Annotated in this window: 12 protein-coding genes; 4 read left to right on the top strand and 8 right to left on the bottom strand. The window is 56.3% G+C overall.

What is annotated here, in order from left to right; all coding sequences use genetic code 11:
• Positions 1-71: 71 nt before the first annotated feature.
• Together F1381_RS15180 and F1381_RS15175 are read left to right on the top strand one after the other, a co-directional pair.
• A complete protein-coding gene (locus F1381_RS15180; protein ID WP_151735689.1) occupies positions 72-977 on the top strand; it encodes an ArsR/SmtB family transcription factor in 906 nt (301 codons plus the stop codon).
• A gap of 50 nt (positions 978-1,027) precedes the next feature.
• Positions 1,028-2,314: an MFS transporter gene (locus F1381_RS15175; protein WP_151735688.1), complete on the top strand. Its 1,287-nt coding sequence runs from the start codon at positions 1,028-1,030 to the stop codon at positions 2,312-2,314.
• 128 nt (positions 2,315-2,442) lie between these two features.
• Here F1381_RS15175 and F1381_RS15170 read toward each other — a convergent pair whose 3' ends face one another.
• The 7 genes from F1381_RS15170 to F1381_RS15140 all read right to left on the bottom strand — a co-directional run bounded on the left by F1381_RS15170 (position 2,443) and on the right by F1381_RS15140 (position 11,947).
• Positions 2,443-3,081: a histidine phosphatase family protein gene (locus tag F1381_RS15170; protein WP_151735687.1), complete on the bottom strand. Its 639-nt coding sequence runs from the start codon at positions 3,079-3,081 to the stop codon at positions 2,443-2,445.
• A gap of 598 nt (positions 3,082-3,679) precedes the next feature.
• On the bottom strand, positions 3,680-4,480 hold the full coding sequence (locus F1381_RS15165) for an AAC(3) family N-acetyltransferase (protein WP_151735785.1): 801 nt from the start codon (positions 4,478-4,480) through the stop codon (positions 3,680-3,682).
• Between the two features lie 201 nt (positions 4,481-4,681).
• Positions 4,682-6,268, bottom strand: a complete 1,587-nt coding sequence (locus tag F1381_RS15160; protein WP_151735686.1) for a response regulator — start codon at positions 6,266-6,268, stop codon at positions 4,682-4,684.
• Positions 6,265-8,166, bottom strand: coding sequence for a cache domain-containing sensor histidine kinase (locus F1381_RS15155; RefSeq protein ID WP_151735685.1), 1,902 nt, complete (start codon positions 8,164-8,166; stop codon positions 6,265-6,267). The genes F1381_RS15160 and F1381_RS15155 overlap by 4 nt, the downstream gene beginning before the upstream one ends.
• Before the next feature lie 91 nt (positions 8,167-8,257).
• Entirely contained in the window at positions 8,258-9,958 is a 1,701-nt protein-coding gene (locus tag F1381_RS15150; RefSeq protein WP_151735684.1) for a type 2 periplasmic-binding domain-containing protein, read from the bottom strand.
• 127 nt (positions 9,959-10,085) lie between these two features.
• Positions 10,086-10,976, bottom strand: coding sequence for a carbohydrate ABC transporter permease (locus tag F1381_RS15145; RefSeq protein ID WP_151735683.1), 891 nt, complete (start codon positions 10,974-10,976; stop codon positions 10,086-10,088).
• Between the two features lie 17 nt (positions 10,977-10,993).
• Positions 10,994-11,947: an ABC transporter permease gene (locus F1381_RS15140; RefSeq protein WP_246188054.1), complete on the bottom strand. Its 954-nt coding sequence runs from the start codon at positions 11,945-11,947 to the stop codon at positions 10,994-10,996.
• 366 nt (positions 11,948-12,313) lie between these two features.
• Between F1381_RS15140 and F1381_RS15135 the strand changes: the two genes are divergently transcribed.
• Entirely contained in the window at positions 12,314-12,820 is a 507-nt protein-coding gene (locus tag F1381_RS15135) for a hypothetical protein (RefSeq protein ID WP_151735682.1), read from the top strand.
• Between the two features lie 29 nt (positions 12,821-12,849).
• Positions 12,850-13,071: a hypothetical protein gene (locus F1381_RS28330; protein WP_187355370.1), complete on the top strand. Its 222-nt coding sequence runs from the start codon at positions 12,850-12,852 to the stop codon at positions 13,069-13,071.
• Positions 13,072-13,174: 103 nt separating this feature from the next.
• Here the strand turns inward: F1381_RS28330 and F1381_RS15130 are convergent, their stop codons facing one another.
• Positions 13,175-16,405: a cellobiose phosphorylase gene (locus tag F1381_RS15130; RefSeq protein WP_151735681.1), complete on the bottom strand. Its 3,231-nt coding sequence runs from the start codon at positions 16,403-16,405 to the stop codon at positions 13,175-13,177.
• Positions 16,406-16,428 lie beyond the last annotated feature (23 nt).

The raw sequence follows: 16,428 nt of genomic DNA, 5'->3' as shown, positions 1-16,428 counted from the left end.
ATATAATCTAACTGAATATTAGTTCTATATTTATAGAACTAATATAGACCGTAAAGGAATGGTGAGATCCGGTGTACAAAGTAGACGTTGATTTTGCGCCGATGTACGAATGTGTGAACAGCCTGAACGCTTTTTTGGGAAAACAAAATCATAATGCCATGGATGCGGGAAAGACTTGGGTCCGGGATGTCCAGGACCGCTTTGCTCCAAGAACTCTGCAGCGGATGAAAGAGCTTGTTACGGTTGCCGAGGACTTCAGCCTGCTGCCCTTCATTTGGACGTGTCCGGGTGAAAAACGTACGGTTGACGGCTTTCTGGCGTGGTTCGGGGCCCTCAGTCCCGGAGAAATCTATGAGACCGCCGGACGCTTCGGCCAATCGGTGCCGTCCAATCTGCCGGAGCTGCGCGATACGGCTGTGGAAATTCTCCGCGAGTGGGACCGGGGATACTTCAGCACAATTAACCCCGGCATACTCACCGGACTTCAGCAGGAGGCTGAAGTCCGGCGCGCGTTGCTGGGCGGCGAGAAGGATACCGAGGTTTTTGAGCAGGCTACTGCCGGGATGCGGCTGTATCCTACCGAATCATTAAAGCAGGTTATTCTGATTCCGCAATATCACGCCCGGCCCCTGGTCACTTCGACGTTCTATGATGAAGTGTTGTTCACCGCTTACTCCTGCGATGTGCTCCCGCCTGAAGCGGGCCGTCCGGCTCCGGCGCTGCTGCGCCTGACCCGCGCATTGTCGGATGAGACGCGGCTCTATATTCTGCGCCTGCTGACCGGCAGCCAGCTGAATTTCACGGAGATTGTAAAAGAGGTCGGCCTTTCCAAGAGCACCATCCACTATCACCTGATCGCCCTGCGGGCGGCGGGTCTGGTCATCGTCCATTCCAGCGGCAAAAGCACCTCGTACAGCCTGCGTCTGGAGGCCCTGGACGGGTTGCCGCAGCAAATGGCAGATTATCTGCAAAGCTGAGCCGGGTGCCCGGGATCGAGGAAGCACATATTTAAGAAGAGGTGAGCCGCATGCAAAAACGCAATTATTACGGCCTGCTGGCTACGGTCTCCTTCAGTACGCTCGGGGATACGGCCGGACTGTTTACGATGGAGTGGCTGGCGAGCGAATTGACCGATTCTAAACTGGCCTTGGGGGGAATCGCTCTCGTTTCCGGTATCACGGAGCTGCTGCTGCGCCTGCTCGGGTCACCGTTGTCCGATCGGCTGAACCGTGTGCGCCTGATGGCCATACTGACAACATTACGAATCTTGGCAATCGTTGTGCCGTTGTTCATGGGTCTAACCGGCAGCCTGCAGCTGTGGCACTTATTTGTAGCGGCTATCCTCAGCGGCGCCGGAGCAGCCCTGTTCATGCCCACAGCCATGGCTATTATTCCCGGCATCGCCGCTGACAGCAAGCTGACCCGCGCCTTCGCCGCTGTCGATGCCTGCCGAAGCAGTGCCGTTCTGCTAGGTCCCGCGCTGGCCGGCGTCTTGATTACAGCGAGCGGAACATTGCCTACGCTTGGCATTAATGCTGTATGTTACGCTGCTGCCGTCTGCTCCCTGCTGATCCTGCGGCGCATACCCATGCCTGTTCCAACGTCAAGCCCCTTCTCCTTCATGGGTTATCAGCGGGAGATTGCGGCCGGTTTCTCCTTCTACCGCCAGCTTCCAGCCATGCTTATGATCATGGGCATGGCCGCAGTCAGCAACCTGAGCTCTGCTGCGGTCTGGACAATGATGGGCCCTTATGTGCGGCAAATCCTGCACGGTGATGCAACAGTTCTCGGCATGCTGACTACAAGCCTTGCCTTGGGTACTTTTAGCGGACTGGGCCTGATCTCTGTGATAGGAGAGATTAAACGGCGGCGGGCAGTCATGCTTGGCAGCCTGGCCTGTATTGGCCTTGCCACAGTAATATGGGGGCTGTTCCCGGTATATCCCGTGGCGCTGGCCGCCGTCTTTGTTACCGGCGCCTGCGGTCCCTTCTTCGGTTCGCTTAGCTCAGCCCTGCACAGCAGGCTCGTACCAGCAGAACTGCAGGGACGGGTCAATGCGATCCGGCTCCTGATCGGAGGCGGCCTTGCACCCATTGGCGCTTTTGCGGGCTCGGCGGTAGCCCAGCTGTCCGGGGTACCTGCAATGTTTGTCTTGGCCGGGCTCTTGCCTGTCCTCTGCGCGGGAGTAATGGCTTTCCTTCCCGGGCTCAAGGCGCTTGACGGCGATATCGCAGCGCTGAGTGCCCGAATGAACGGCACCCGGACGTCTCCGTCATTGCTCCAGGACACTGCCGGACAAGTGCCTGTTCATTAGTCAGGGGCAGTATCCGCCCGTTAGCCCAGAACCAGGGCACCTAAGCAAAACAGACGACAGACGTTTTATCGAACGCCCATCGCCTGCCTGATTTTTGTAACACTGTCTCATACTTCGCCTAATAACGGTTAAGAGTTCGTCTCTGACGCGTCTGTCTCATAATGGCTGATGTCTCCGTGCAGCACAATTTCGGCTGTACCATCCGTGATGTCCACCCTGCACAAGCAGGTTGGGTGAATATAAGGCAGGTCCCACAGCTTCTCCATCACCCGGCCCTCAAAATACGCCATCAGCACCTTGATGATGACCGTATGCGTTACAACCAGTAGGGTCTGCCCTTCATGCTGACGGACAATGTCCATCAGCTTCACCAGCGCACGCTGCTGCGCCCCGGCAAAGGTCTCGCTGCCCTCCACCGCAAACCGCGCCGGGTTCTTCCAGAAATACTGATATTGCTCCGGGTGGCTGCTCTCCAGCTCAGCGGTGACGCCGCCTTCCCAGGTGCCCAGGCCCAGCTCCTTAAAATCGTCACACGGTACAACCGGCACCGCCCGTTCACCGCGGATAATCTCGGCTGTCCGGATAGCACGCGGACTGGAGCTGGAGTAGACGGCGTCGATGGACTTGTCGCGCATCGCACGGCCGAGCCACTCCGCCTGGCGTACGCCAAGCTCCGTCAGCGGGGAGTCCATCTGCCCCTGCATCCGCTGCTGCACGTTCCATTCGGTCTGTCCATGTCTCGTAATGTACAGTGTTGTAGTACCCATAGCCTTCCCCTCACTGTCCGGTATTGTGAATATACATAGGATTGAATCCAGCTTTTGCTGAGCTGTGCTCCTTGCAGCTTCTTTTTAATGAAGCTCTGCTTCACAGGGCCGAGTAAGCTATCCAACGGTTAGTTCGATTATCGCCACCTAATTATGCGCAATAACCGACATTTGAGCTTCTAAGTGGAAATCGGCAAACTAATTTGTACAAGATACTCTTCTCACACCTTAGAACGGTGAAAGAGGCTGCTCAAATCCACTTAGATTCATCAGTTTGCCTATACACTCGATATTAGTTTGCGATTTTCCACTTAGTGGTCCTGGGACAACAAAAGTCTGAGAGTAGCTAGCCCCCGTGGGTTCCTCAGAAAACGACTTCCTCCCCTCACACTCCAGCCACTCTAACGCAAAACTCCTAACCACACCCCTGCCGCCGACTTCATCACAAAGCCACCTACCACCCCACTCCGGCCCCTTTACCGCACTACCGGTTACGCTTCAGCCACTTCACTGCGTAGTCAACGACATCCCGCTACGGCATCAGTTGGGCTGCGCTAGCCGCGACGTCCAACACAAACCAACTATCCTCCTCACCGCACTACCGGTTACGCTCCAGCCACTTCACTGCGTAGTCAACAATATTCCGCTGCGGTATCAGCCCAGCCGTCGCTGCGGCCACCGGGCCATACACGATGCCGCCCGTCTCGCGGGCATAGTCGTCACCGAGCGCTCCGAAATCATCGGAGTTCCAGTCATAGTCCCTGAACTTCACCCATTGCCGCACGCCATTCACCAGCATCGGCGCTCCGGCGGTAATCTCCTTCTTCTCCGCATACTCCGCACGGTATTCGGCAAGATGCAGTGAAGTATTGTTCAGGTTGCCTACGCCCAGCAGCAGCACGCTGCCGTGCAGATCATAAATCCGGGCCAGCGGCGAATGGTCGCCGAGGCCGAAATCCAGGGCATGCGCGTCCACAATCAGATCCCGGTGCTTCCCCCACGCGGCGAAGGAATCCACCGGATGTCCGCTGCGCCGCACCCCGGCCTGCTTGCGGAACGTGTCCGGGATAACCCCCATCCCATTCAGCGGGGTCAAATCGGCATCATAGGGCGGCATCTGCTCCCGGATCGTCTGCCACCATTCCTCCGGCACCGGCGGATTGCTCCAGCCGGCCGGATCGGTCAGGTCGGAGGAGTGAGTCGGCATGACCAGCGTGCCTTCAGCGCCGAGCACCTGCTCCAGCGCGAGAATAACCGCTACCGGTCCGCCCGCCACCCACTTTCCCAGCGACTTGAAGGAAGAGTGCACCAGCAGCGTCATCCCTTCCCGTACGCCCAGCCGGCGGAAATCCGCAGTGAGCGTCTCAACCGTAATCAAATTTCCTTGAATCATTTCCATATCCATATCCATGTTCCTCCAGCAAAATTCCGCCCGAAACGCAGCCACGCCGGTGCCCGGGTACGCCGGCCCTTCCGACCCCGTACTCCGCATTGCAAGCTTCCTTCGGCGGGAAGGAGCACAGCTTCCCAACGTTAACGGCCTACATCAGGGCGGCCCCGCATTGTATAGACCACCCAGCCTCACAGTTGACCTTCCCGCCTACGATTGACCATCCCGCAGCCTGGAAGTCGATTGCTCCAGCAGATGCTTGGTCCGGTATTCTCCGGGCGAGATGCCCTCCATTTCCCTGAACACGCGGGCGAACTGTTTGCTGTTCTCGAAGCCAACCGCTTCCGATACGGCGTTCAGCTTAATCGTGTTGCCCTGCAGCAGCTCCTTGGCATGGCGGATGCGGACTTTTTTCAAGTATACGACAAAGCTCTCTCCGGTATAAACCTTAAAGGCTTCGCTGAAGTAAGAATAGCTGAGCGACACATGGTTGCTGACCATCGCCATATTCAGTGGACGCGCATAATTCTCTTCTATATAACGCAGCGCCTTCTCCATGTCCGCATGCTCCGTATGGGCCGAGCGGATGCCGGTAATATAGTCATTTATCGTCAGCAGGAGATGCTCCAGTGCACGGTAATAGTCGTGAAAATGACGGTAATTGTACATATTGCCGGCCATGCGGTACTGCTTCAGCACCTCCACCGAGGCTTCCCCGTGCACGCGGAACACTTCATCCAGCACTCGTTCATTGATGCTGCGGGCGGTCTGCTCCACATAAGACAGGTCCAGATTCGGCAGCTCATCAATATGAAAGATCTGGCCCAGCAGCTGCCGGAGCTCCTTGTCGCGGTCGGTGCCCAGCATATTAAGCAGCTTGCGGAGCTCCGCTTCCGGAGCCGGAAAGATAAGCCGTCCCGTGAACGTATCCGCCACATCCATGAGCCCGGCCTGCGGAGACAGGAACGTATACTGCAGCGCCCGGCATGCCTCTTCATAGCAGGCCAGGAATTCCCCGGCATGTCCGGCTGTGCGCGAGACGCCGATCTGCAGGCTTTTGCGTTCCTTGGCTTCCGCCAGCTTCGGCAGCGCCTGCAGCTGCTCCTTACCGCCGCTGACCAGTACCAGCTTCCCCTCCCAGTCGGCCAGCACCTCCAGAAAGCGCTGCTCCAGCGGACCGGCCAGCCGTTCGACCAGGCTGCGCACCTCCTCCGGCTTCATCCGCGTGCCGTCGGCATAGTAGCCGGCCATTACGGCCAGCGTGAAGGGTACGGCCAGCGCCGCGAGCTCCTCCAGCTGCTCCGGCGCCGGCGCAGTCTCCTGGTGCATCAGCAGCCCGCGCAGCCGCGCAGTGCGCAGCTCACGGCGGAAATCGCGCGCCTCCTGGGCCTGCCGGCGGGCGCTGCTCTCCCGCTCCTGCCGCTCCCCGGAGATGCGCGAAAGCACCTCGAACAGCTCATCGCGGCGGATCGGCTTCAGCAGGTAATCCTTAACGCGATGACGGATCGCATTCTTGGCGTACTCGAAATCGTCGTAGCCGCTCAGGATGACCACAGCCGGTCCCTCCCCGCCGGCCGTCAGCCTGGCCAGCGCCTCCAGCAGCGCGAAACCGTCCATTACCGGCATCCGGATATCCGTTATAATAATATCCCGCTGCTCCTGCCGGTACAGCTCCAGCGCTTCCTCTCCGTTGCCGGCCAGCGCGATGCTGTACATGGACGGAAATTCCCGTTCAATCATCGCCTTCAGGCCCTGGCGGATCATTTTCTCATCGTCGACGATCAGCATGGTTGTCATGGCTTGCCTCCTCCGGCAAAAAGAACTTTCGGCAGCGTAATGCATACCTCCGTGTAAATGCCCTGCTCGCTCCGCACCACCAGTCCGTAGGCCCCGCCGTAGAACAGCTGCAGCCGCTGATGCACATTCCGCAGCCCGATGCCCCCTGCTCTTCTTCCGGCCCCCACAGCAGCGGAAGCTTCCTCTTGCGGCTCCTCCCGGGCATAAATCCTCTCATGCAAGGCCTTGAGAGCCTCCGCGGACAGTCCGGAGCCGTTGTCGGTAATCGTAATCGCGATGTCCCCGTTTACCTCCGACACCTCCATGCGGATAATCCGCCCGCCGGTATCCGCCGTTTCGTCCGGCCAGGCATGCTTGACGCTGTTCTCTACAATCGGCTGCAGCGACATTTTCAGCACCTCCAGCTCATCATAGAAGGGCTTGATGTTAAGCTCCAGATGCACCGGATGCTCGAAGCGGATATTCATCACATCAATGTAATTCTCGATATGGCGGACCTCTTCATACAGCCGGACATATTCGCCGGACCATTTGAAGTTATAGCGCATCATTCCGCCGAGCGAGGTCAGCGCGTCGGAGATTTCCCGCTGGTCTTCGATCTCTGCAAGCATCTTGATATTCTCCAGCGTGTTATAGAGGAAGTGGGCGTCGATCTGGTTATGGAGCGTCCGCAGCTCCGCCTCCTTGGAAAGCGCCTGCTTGTGCACAGCCTGGGCCACCAGCGTATTGATTGTATTCATCAGCTTGGAGAAGTGATGCGCAAGCTCCCCGACCTCGCCGCCGCCGCGGATACTGATCCCTGTATACTCGCCGCCCCGGCGCACCTGCTTCATCGTTTCGGTCAATTTGCGCAGATTTTTGAGAATGAAGGCGTTCATGACATAGGCAATAGCCGTTACCAGAAAAATAAACCCGATATTCGCACCGATGAGCAGATTGCGCGTGCGGGAAATATCCTTGAGGACATCATCCATGGACACCACGTTAAGCAGCGTTGCCCCGATCCGCTCCAGCGGCGCATGGATCAGCAGAAAGGATTTGCCGTTCTCCTTGTAATGGACATCCCATTCCCCCGTATCCCGGTAATGCTGCAGACGCTCCAGAATCGCCGCCGACATCTGCCCGTTCTGCCCGAGAAACGAGTGATCCGGGCGCGTGAAGAGACGCAGGTCCCTGTCGGCGATGAACATCTGCGACTGATTGTCCCGCACGTCAGTGTAGGTCTTGGGCGTGAAGTTGTTGAGCAGCATATCCACCTGGAGCACTCCCGCATGATGCCCCGCAGGGATGCTTACCTCGCGTACCAGGGAGACCTTGGGCTGGTCCTCCGACATCTGATTCGTATACCGCCGCATCACATCGGGATCGGTGCTCTGAAACACCCACAGCTCCTGGTCCCCCAGCCGAAGAGCCTCCTGGTACCAGGAAGCATCCCTGGCCCGTTCCTCACGGAACAGAATCGGCCAGAATTCGTACATGCTGCTGTTGTCGGAAAATAGCCGTAAATGCTCAATGCTTGGATTATTGTCCATAATCCGGCTTAAATTTTTAATGGTAATCGTATTGAATTCAATCAGCTCTCCAAGGGGGACAGAGGTATCATTCATCAGATATTCCTGCACAGCCTTATCGGAGATGACCATCTGGGCCGCCCGCTCCATCGTTTCAATCTGGTTCGTGACATGCAGCTTCTCCATCTGCAGGAGATAATTGTTCTTATCAATGGCATCGCTTACATAAGTCTTGTTGATGGCCTGATACGAATACGTGGACACGAGCAGGCTCGGACCGAGAATAATAAAGATATAAGCCGCCACCAGTCTGCTCTGCAGCGATAACCGCCCAAACCAGTAGCTGAATGAATTCCACAACTCGCCTATCCGCCCGCGCATACCCATGGTTCCGCATCCTTCCTGCCGTGCTTTCTTCCGCAAAAGAAGAAAAACACCCAAAAGCCCGCGTACTGGCGGGCAATTGGGCCGGTCCTATTTATTCCATTCCGAGCTTCTTCTTGTTCTCTTCATATTTCATCTGGCGGTACGCATCGAATTCGGCCTGGCCTTCCTTCTCCTTCTTCTCCAGATAGTCGTTCCAGATCTTGTCGAATTCGGCTTCGGAGGAAGCCATCAGGAGCTTCGGCAGCGTCTTGCCGCGCAGGTTCTTCAGCTTGGTGCCGATAATGCCTTCCGGCGAGTTGCCGGTCGGATCGATCAGCTGGAATTCCGAGGTGTTAATCGCTTTGCCGCGCGTCCAGTCTTCAAGCTGCTTGAACGGCTCTACCGATTTCGGCGCCCACTGGTCGGTGATGTTCGTATTCTGCATCATCCAGAAGGTGAAGGAGGAGCCGTATTTCTTGTCGAATTCCGCACGGTCCTTGTTCATCAGCTCGAATGCTTCCGGCAGGAACTGGTCTTTCCCGTCAATTGTATCATAGCTGACGCCTTTTTCGCCCAAATATAAATCCTTGTTGCCTTCTTCACTGTTCAGGTAGCTCAGGAAGCGGATCGCCCGCTCTTTGTTCTTGACGTTCTTGGAGATCAGCGTCACCGTCCAGCCGGAGATGCCGGGGCCGTTCAGGGTCGGCTGGTCCAGATTGGTGTTGGCCGGACCGTCCACTGCGATATACACCTGATCAGGGTTCTTCTGGTAAATCGTGCCCAGCTGTGCCGCAAAGTCGGTGCGTTGGTACAGCATCGCGAAGTAACGGCCCTGGGCGATCTTCTCTTCCATCTGTGCCCGCTTGTCGATGAAGATATCCTTGGCAAGCAGCCCGTCTTCATTGGCCTGGCGCAGCGTCTTCATCCAGCGCACATACTCGGGATCGGTCTCGCGGTCGTATACCTTGCCGTCCTTCTCCCACGGAATAGCCAGGAAGTTCTGAATGTAGCCTTCCAGCGAGTCGTTGCCGTTCTCGGTGAATTCATGCAGGCCGAGCGGAATCAGCGGCTGGCCGTTCACCTGCGGGAATTTCTCCTGGGCCATCTTCAGCGCGTTCAGGAAGCCTTCGGGGGTACGCATATCGGGACTGCCGATGGCTTCGTAAATGTCTTTGCGTACGACAAAAGTCTGGTTTGAAACATAGTTTTCACCATATTTCTCATAATCGGCCGGGGACGAGGACGAGTTCGGATACCCATAGACATTGCCGTCCTCCTGGGTATACCAGCCCAGCTTATCCTTGTCGGATACTTTGAAGAAATACGGATCATACTCCTCAGCCAGCTTGTTGAGCGGCAGCACCATGTCGCCTTCGATCATTTTCTTAATGGCATCTTCCCAGTAACCGAGGGTAATGAAGTCAGGCAGCTGGCCGGAGGCCATCATCGTGTTGAGCTTCTCCAGCTCATTGCCTGCCGGCACGATGAAGTTGATGTTGACGCCCGTCTTTTTCGTTACATATTGCGAGGTCGGGTCTACGCCCCATTTATTCGGAAACCAGGAGAAGTTCAGATACCAGTCAAACGTAATCGGTGAGGTGTCGATCTGCCAGCCCGGCTCGTCGGCCGACAAGGCCGCAGCCGTCGGTTCAGCGGTCTGCTCCGCAGCCGCCGTACTGGTTGCGTTCGCATTCTCCGCATTGCCTTTGTTGTTGTCCGCCGCATTATTACCGCCGCAGCCGGTTGCCGCAAACGCCAGCACCAGTCCGAGCGTCAGCAGCATTCTTGCTCTTGGCTTGTATTTCTTGCCCATTGTGTATACCCCTTTTCGCAAAGAATATGAGTTTTATACTATAACTCCCGCGCCTGGAAAGACGGGCGCCGGAGGAGTTACCTGTAGTTTAGTTGAATCCGATACTGGCATTCCGGCCGCTGTCCGGCTAGCCTTTAATGGACCCGATCATCATCCCTTTAACGAAGTAGCGCTGCAGGAATGGGTAGACAAATACGATCGGGAGGGTGGTGACCACCATCGTTGCCAGCTTGATCGACTGCGAGGTGACGCTCTTCGTCACGCTGCTGCCCTGCACGGCCACCATCATCTGGTTGGAGCTGGACTGCGCCACCACCCGGAACAGGTAGGTCTGAATCGGCTGCAGATCCGGGTTGTTAATGTAGATAATTCCGGCAAAATAATCATTCCACTGATACACCCCGTGGAACAGCGCGATGGTCGCGACCACCGGCATGGACACCGGCAGTACGATCCGGAAGAGAATCGACCAGTCATTCGCACCGTCAATCCAGGCGGCTTCCTCCAGCCCCTCGGGGATTTCGCGGAAGAAGGTCATGAAGATAATCAGATCGAAGAAGCTGAACATGACCGGAATGATATAGACGAGAAAATTATCAAGTAAATGCAGGTCTCGGTTCAGCAGGAAGGTCGGGATCAGCCCGCCGTTGAAGAACATGGTGATCGTGCCGAGCAGGATATAGAGCTTTCCGCCGATCAGGTTTCTGCGGGACAACGCATAGGCTACCGTCGCTGTGAACAAGACGTGAACTGCGACACCGATAACGGTCTTGGCCACCGTAATTCCCATAGCGAGCATGATGCCGGGGCTTTGGAAGACTGCCTCAAAATTCTCCAGCGAGAACTCCCGCGGCCACCAGTAAATGCCGCCCATCATTGCGTCGTTGCCGTCATTGAAGGCATTGACCAGCACATACCAGATGGGATACAGCGTGATGAAGCAGATGCACAGCATGATCAGATTATTGACGATGTCGAAGACGGCTTCGCCGGTCGTTTTGCGCTTGAGCGTGAACATATGAGATCCTCCTTAGCCTAGAACAGCGACGTGTCGTTGATTTTTTTGGAGACTTGATTCGCGATCACAAGCAGAATCAGCGCAATGACCGCCTTGATCAGGTTGACCGCCGTCGAATAGGAGAAGCGGCTGGAGACAATGCCCGTGTAATAAATGTAGTAGTCGATGACGTTGCTGGCACTGTCGTTGAGCGAGTTGCGCAGTACAAGTATCTGGTCGAAGTTGCTGTTCAGCACGCCGCTGACCGCCAGGATGAACAGGATGCTGATCGTCGATTTGATCGCCGGAAGCGTGACATACCACATCTTCTGAAAGCGCCCGGCCCCGTCGATCGTTGCCGCCTCGTACATTTCGGGAGATACGCCCGCGATGGCCGCCAGATAGATGATCGCCGACCAGCCAAGCTCCTTCCAGATATCCGAGGTGATAATAATAGTCCAGAAATAGCTCGGCTCGGCGAGATACGAGATCGGCTTGTCAATCAGGTTCAGCGCCAGCAGAATATTGTTGATAATCCCCACATCCGCCAGCCAGGTGGCCAGGATGCCGCCGAGTACGACCCAGGACAGAAAGTGCGGCAGATAGGAGATGGTCTGGATACTCTTTTTAAACCTCAGGGAACGGACCTCATTCAGGAACAAGGCGAACACAATCGGCAGCGGGAATCCGATGAACAGCTTGAGCAGGCTGATGCCCAGCGTATTGCGGATGACGTTGGCCAGTTCATCATCGTCGAAGAATTCGCGGAAATGCTCAAGCCCCACCCAGGGCGCTTCGGCTATCGATTTGACGATGTTATATTCCTTGAAGGAAATGATCAGCCCGTACATCGGAATGTAGTTGAAAATAATCATCCAGACCACGCCGAGAAGGGCCATAGTCTGCAGGTGGCGCTGGGCCAACAGTCTCTTCCAGAGCGGGCTTTTGCGTCCGGTACCGGTTTCGATCAGCTCCGGAATCAGCGGCTTCATCGCGGAACTTCCGTTCCCGCTTGTCTTGTTCTCCATCATGCGACCTCCACATCGTTCTGTTTCTCTGTATAAAGCGTTTTCATTTCTGCTTCTTTATTGTAATCGCCTGCATTGCAGCGGGAAAGGCTTCAAATTTCCGTTTTGGGGGCTCATTTTTCGGGTGGCGCCGGAAACGCACTTATATTGGTGCTCCCGTCACTTACTTTAGGAGACTAACTTCCAGAAGCCATTTTCGCATTTATATCATCTAACTCTAAAGTTCATAAAATAACTTTCAAATACTTTATAGTGATTAGTCATTGACTTTAGTACAATTAATAATATTATGTACTCATAAGTTGAATATAGTAATTAGGAGGCGTTTGTATGAGTGAGCTTAAGTTATTGGTTAGCGAATTGGATAAAATTATTGATGAAGTTAGCCATTTAAATCTTGAAGAGGGGCAACTATTTCTTGCCGCCTTTCAGAAGAGACTTGAATATCTTCAAATCCTGATACAAGCCAAGAGAACAAAAGCAAGTTTTCAGGATCCATTAGTCGAAACTGACTCTAACCGCTTCGAAGCCTTTCATTCTGAACCCGTTAACGATAAAAAGAATGCGGTATATGGAACAACATCCATAACAGATAATGACCATAGATTCGGAATTCTAAGATTCAGTAAAATTTCCGAGGTTTCCAAAAGTTTAGATCCAAACAGCAAAATACTGATCCGGTATAAGGGTGACAGCTATCAGGGGAGCGTGCCAAAGTCGGTTCCAGGCAGGGTGAATGGACTTACTGGCCTGTATGATGAGCACCCCGAGATAGTAGAGAACCGGAAAATTACAGTACAATACGACATCACAAATAAAATTTTAACAATCGAGTAAACCGTATGATAAATCAAAAGGGATAGGGGATGTATGATTTGATCAGTGTTTACTGTTTTACTAGTAAAAGCATCAAAAATATCTGGGCCGGTGTGGGAGCCCAACAATGGGCTGTAACACCAAATGGAGCTATGTACAAGCTGTATAAAAGCAAAGGGAACAAAATGACTATTGGTTTGCCTGGCGGAAGATTTGAATTTGTTCAATCGCAAATATCAGACGAGGTATGGGAGGAGATACTTACAAATTAATGTAGAACTAAATCTCCGTACCCCGCAGTCGAATAAAGCTTACCCTGCAAAAAAGGAGGGCCCTGACAGGCCCTCCTAGTCTGCGGCTTTTCCCCGCCTGGTTCTATTCCATCTCCGCCGTAATTGCAGTAATCTCTCCGCGCCGCAGCGCCTCCGCCGCTTCTCCCCTCAGCACAGCGCCGCAAAAGGTCTGCGCGGCCCCGCCATGCCAGGTCAGCGTCAGACTGCGGATTACCGCCGCGCCGCCGCCGTAGGTATCGGCGCGCCGCGGGTTGCGGTAGGTCACTTCCGTGCGGCCAAGGAAGGTGAAGGACAGCTCGCCCCGGTCATCAAAGAGCCAGCCCGGCAGCGCCGGCTCCAGCGCCAGCGTCAGCTCGCCGCCCTCGACTTCGAACATGCGGCCGCCGGCCATCATCCGCTTCCACATGCTGAGGAACTCGGCCGTCGAGCCGCTCAGCCGGGCGACGAAGCCCCGGCCGTGCGTCGCCGGATCGGGATTGCCGCCCGTAGCGATAAACGAAGAGTTCTCCAGCGTGCTGCGCCCGTACACTTCCGGATCCAGGAACGGAATCAGCGAGGTCTTCAGCTCCCCGAAGAATTCAGCGTACAATCCCGCTTTCAGCAGCTCCAGCAAGTATTTGTAGGACATGTGCAGGAAATTGGATTCCCGCTCCTGCCAGCCCGGCGTAAAGGCGCGGATGCGCCCGATTTCAAGCGATTCGGCTTCCAGCGATACGGAGGTCCGGTACATGGAGGTCACCGGATCGAACAGTTCCGTGGCCTTGACCTTGCTATAGATGTCTCTGGCCTGCTCCCGGTCATCCAGTGTCTTCAGCCAGCGGGCCGGCCCCTCCAGGAAGTATGGCAGCGCCACAGGCGTAAATTCCTCCACTACGGCCTTCGGCAGGCCGTAGCTGCTGATGACCGGCTGGCCGGCTTCATCCGTCACCGGCCGGAAGCGCACCGCCTCGAAGCGGAAATAGGTCGGCACAAGTCCGCCGCCCCATTCCACCGCTCTCGCGATGCCCGCGTCAACCCGGCGCAGGAACGTGCCCAGCGCCGCCTGAATGTCCGGCAGCGGGACCTCCCGCTCCGCGCCGTCCAGGCCAAAGCGGATGCGCGCGCGGTAAGCCTCGCGCGCGGAAGCGACCGTGTCCCAGTATGCGAACTGGGACAGCCCGCCCGTGCTCGCGGCCTCCGCCGCCGCGAGCACCTGCTCCAGCAGCTCCGCCATTTCCAGCGGCAGCCGCACAACACTGTCCGCAGGACTGGCCCCGCTGTCCAGCGCATCCGCCAGGAACTGAAGCATCCGCTTCAGTTCGAACGTCTCGCTCATCCCCGAGCCGATGAAGCCCGGGAGCCCGTTCATGGCGTCGTTCCAGCCCGGCTTGTTGCCCTCCATCTCGACGCCCATCCCGTACGGATCAAGCGTGGCGAATTTGATCAGCGATAGCGAGAGCATTTTGCCGAACAGATGGGTCCGGTAAATGTCCCCGAAGCCGCCCTGTGTGCGCAGCCAATGCGTCTCGGAGGCTTTGCGGCCCAGCTTGTGCAGCTTCTCCTCATCCTCCAGCAGCGCGCCGAACTGGCGCACCTTGCCGCCGCTGAGCACATATTTCTCGCTGCGCGGCAGCACAAACGCCGGACTGTCATAGAAAGTGTAGCCCGCGTCACCGAAGAGCAGCTCGCGCTTGCGGTCCGGGAACACCTCCAAATACCCTTCCACCAGGTCCATATTATAAGTCCAGTGGTCGGACCAGTAGCCTTCGCCGAACGCGGCCTCGATGTTCTGCTCCGTCAGCGCCAGCACACCGGCAAGGAACTCCTGCTCGCCTGTCTTCAGCCCGATCTGATGGTCGGCGATATAATTGACCAGCTTGCCGGGCGTAAACCGGCTGTGACACAGCTGTACAAGCTCCTTCTGATGGCTCGCCGCGCTTTCGGCGATCCATTCCGCAAGTTCAGCCTCCCGGCCGGGCAACAGCGAGAAGGTTGTTCCCTGAACACTGAGCGGATTGTAGCCGTCCGCCTGGATCAGACTGTAGAACATCTTAATGTTGAAGGTACCGACCTGCGGATGGAAGAAGACGTCGCTGCGCCGGTTCTGGTTCATATCGCGGAAATTGCCGTTTCCCTGGGAGTAATATTCCGGCGCCAGCGAGAAGAAATTGTAGTCCCGCTCCATATCGCCGTGCTTGCGGGAATACAGGTGCACAACAGCTCCATCGCTCTTATTGTCAAAGATAAACGGATACCCGCCGCGCAGAAAATTGTCGAGATAAGACTGCCGGCAGTACGCGTCAAACACCGGCGAAGACGTGCGGGTGGCAATATCCGCCGTCAATTCTTCCGTCAGCGCTGCCGCTTCGGCGGCCTTCGCACGGATATAGCTGTCTTGGGCAAGCTCTGCTGCTCTGCCATTGATTTTGGCGATGTCGCTGACATGCCCGATAATGGTATTGAGGACCAGCGACTCACCCGGAGCGAGCCGGCGGGCGGCGCCGCTGAAGCCGCAAGGCACCTTGTTAACCGGATATTGAGGTTCTCCCAGCAGAGCAGCCAGCGGGTGCTCCGCGAAGCGGTCGGGAAAAATCAGCGAAGTGTTGCCGCCGAAGACCAGCTCGAAATCAACAAGCGGCGCCAGCCGCTCCCCTTCGGCGGTGAAGGACAGGTAGAAGTGGCCGCTCGTAATCTCGCCGATCTCCGCCTCGTCGTTCGTGCTGGAGCGCAGCTTGTAGAAAGGAATGCCTTCGGCGAGATTATAGACCTCCATCCAGCTGCGCAGCAGGTTGCCCATCTCCTTGTACCCGCTGTTCGTGGAGCCGTAAGGCAGCAGCTCCGGCAGGCCGTCGAGCACCTCCAGCTCCAGTTCAGCCTCTCCGGTATTCTCGATGCGCACCCGCCGCACGAGTCCGGCATAATCGTCGTTCGGAACATTAAAGTAATCTACAGTCGTCTTCAGCCCGTGCCGGGTATGCCGCTCCTCAATACCCAGCCCGTTCTGGAGAATCGTCATGCTCCGCCGCGCGTCCGCATCCGGGCGCGCCGCCTGGAACGGCTCATAGATGTCCGGCGAGCCGTTCAGCTTCAGAAATGTGCGGAAGCCGGTTACCGCAGCGTTCTTATAGGAGATGCTGGCCGGGGAGAATTCCATGATCGGCGAATTTTTGTCACGCACGCCGAAGCCGCAAATCCCCTGCCCCCGGTTCACATAGAACGTCCACATCGGAATGCCTTTCAGCCCGGCAAGTCCGGGGAGAAAGCTGGCGAACGTCTTGCCCTCATGAAACTGCTCCATCACAAATTTGCCGGAATCGAAATAATAACTGCTCATTCTCTATACCTCCTGAAGGTGTG

Source organism: Paenibacillus tengchongensis, from assembly GCF_008973665.1.
Taxonomy (GTDB): domain Bacteria; phylum Bacillota; class Bacilli; order Paenibacillales; family Paenibacillaceae; genus Paenibacillus_AQ; species Paenibacillus_AQ tengchongensis.
This window is presented reverse-complemented; position numbering and strand designations above follow the sequence as displayed.

Coding starts and splice junctions, on each gene's coding strand:
- F1381_RS15165 (WP_151735785.1), bottom strand. CDS start 4,480: ATGGAAATGATTCAAGGAAATTTGATTACGGTTGAGACGCTCACTGCG.
- F1381_RS15150 (WP_151735684.1), bottom strand. CDS start 9,958: ATGGGCAAGAAATACAAGCCAAGAGCAAGAATGCTGCTGACGCTCGGA.
- F1381_RS15130 (WP_151735681.1), bottom strand. CDS start 16,405: ATGAGCAGTTATTATTTCGATTCCGGCAAATTTGTGATGGAGCAGTTT.
- F1381_RS15170 (WP_151735687.1), bottom strand. CDS start 3,081: ATGGGTACTACAACACTGTACATTACGAGACATGGACAGACCGAATGG.
- F1381_RS15145 (WP_151735683.1), bottom strand. CDS start 10,976: ATGTTCACGCTCAAGCGCAAAACGACCGGCGAAGCCGTCTTCGACATC.
- F1381_RS28330 (WP_187355370.1), top strand. CDS start 12,850: ATGTATGATTTGATCAGTGTTTACTGTTTTACTAGTAAAAGCATCAAA.
- F1381_RS15140 (WP_246188054.1), bottom strand. CDS start 11,947: ATGAAGCCGCTGATTCCGGAGCTGATCGAAACCGGTACCGGACGCAAA.
- F1381_RS15155 (WP_151735685.1), bottom strand. CDS start 8,166: ATGGGTATGCGCGGGCGGATAGGCGAGTTGTGGAATTCATTCAGCTAC.
- F1381_RS15135 (WP_151735682.1), top strand. CDS start 12,314: ATGAGTGAGCTTAAGTTATTGGTTAGCGAATTGGATAAAATTATTGAT.
- F1381_RS15175 (WP_151735688.1), top strand. CDS start 1,028: ATGCAAAAACGCAATTATTACGGCCTGCTGGCTACGGTCTCCTTCAGT.
- F1381_RS15160 (WP_151735686.1), bottom strand. CDS start 6,268: ATGACAACCATGCTGATCGTCGACGATGAGAAAATGATCCGCCAGGGC.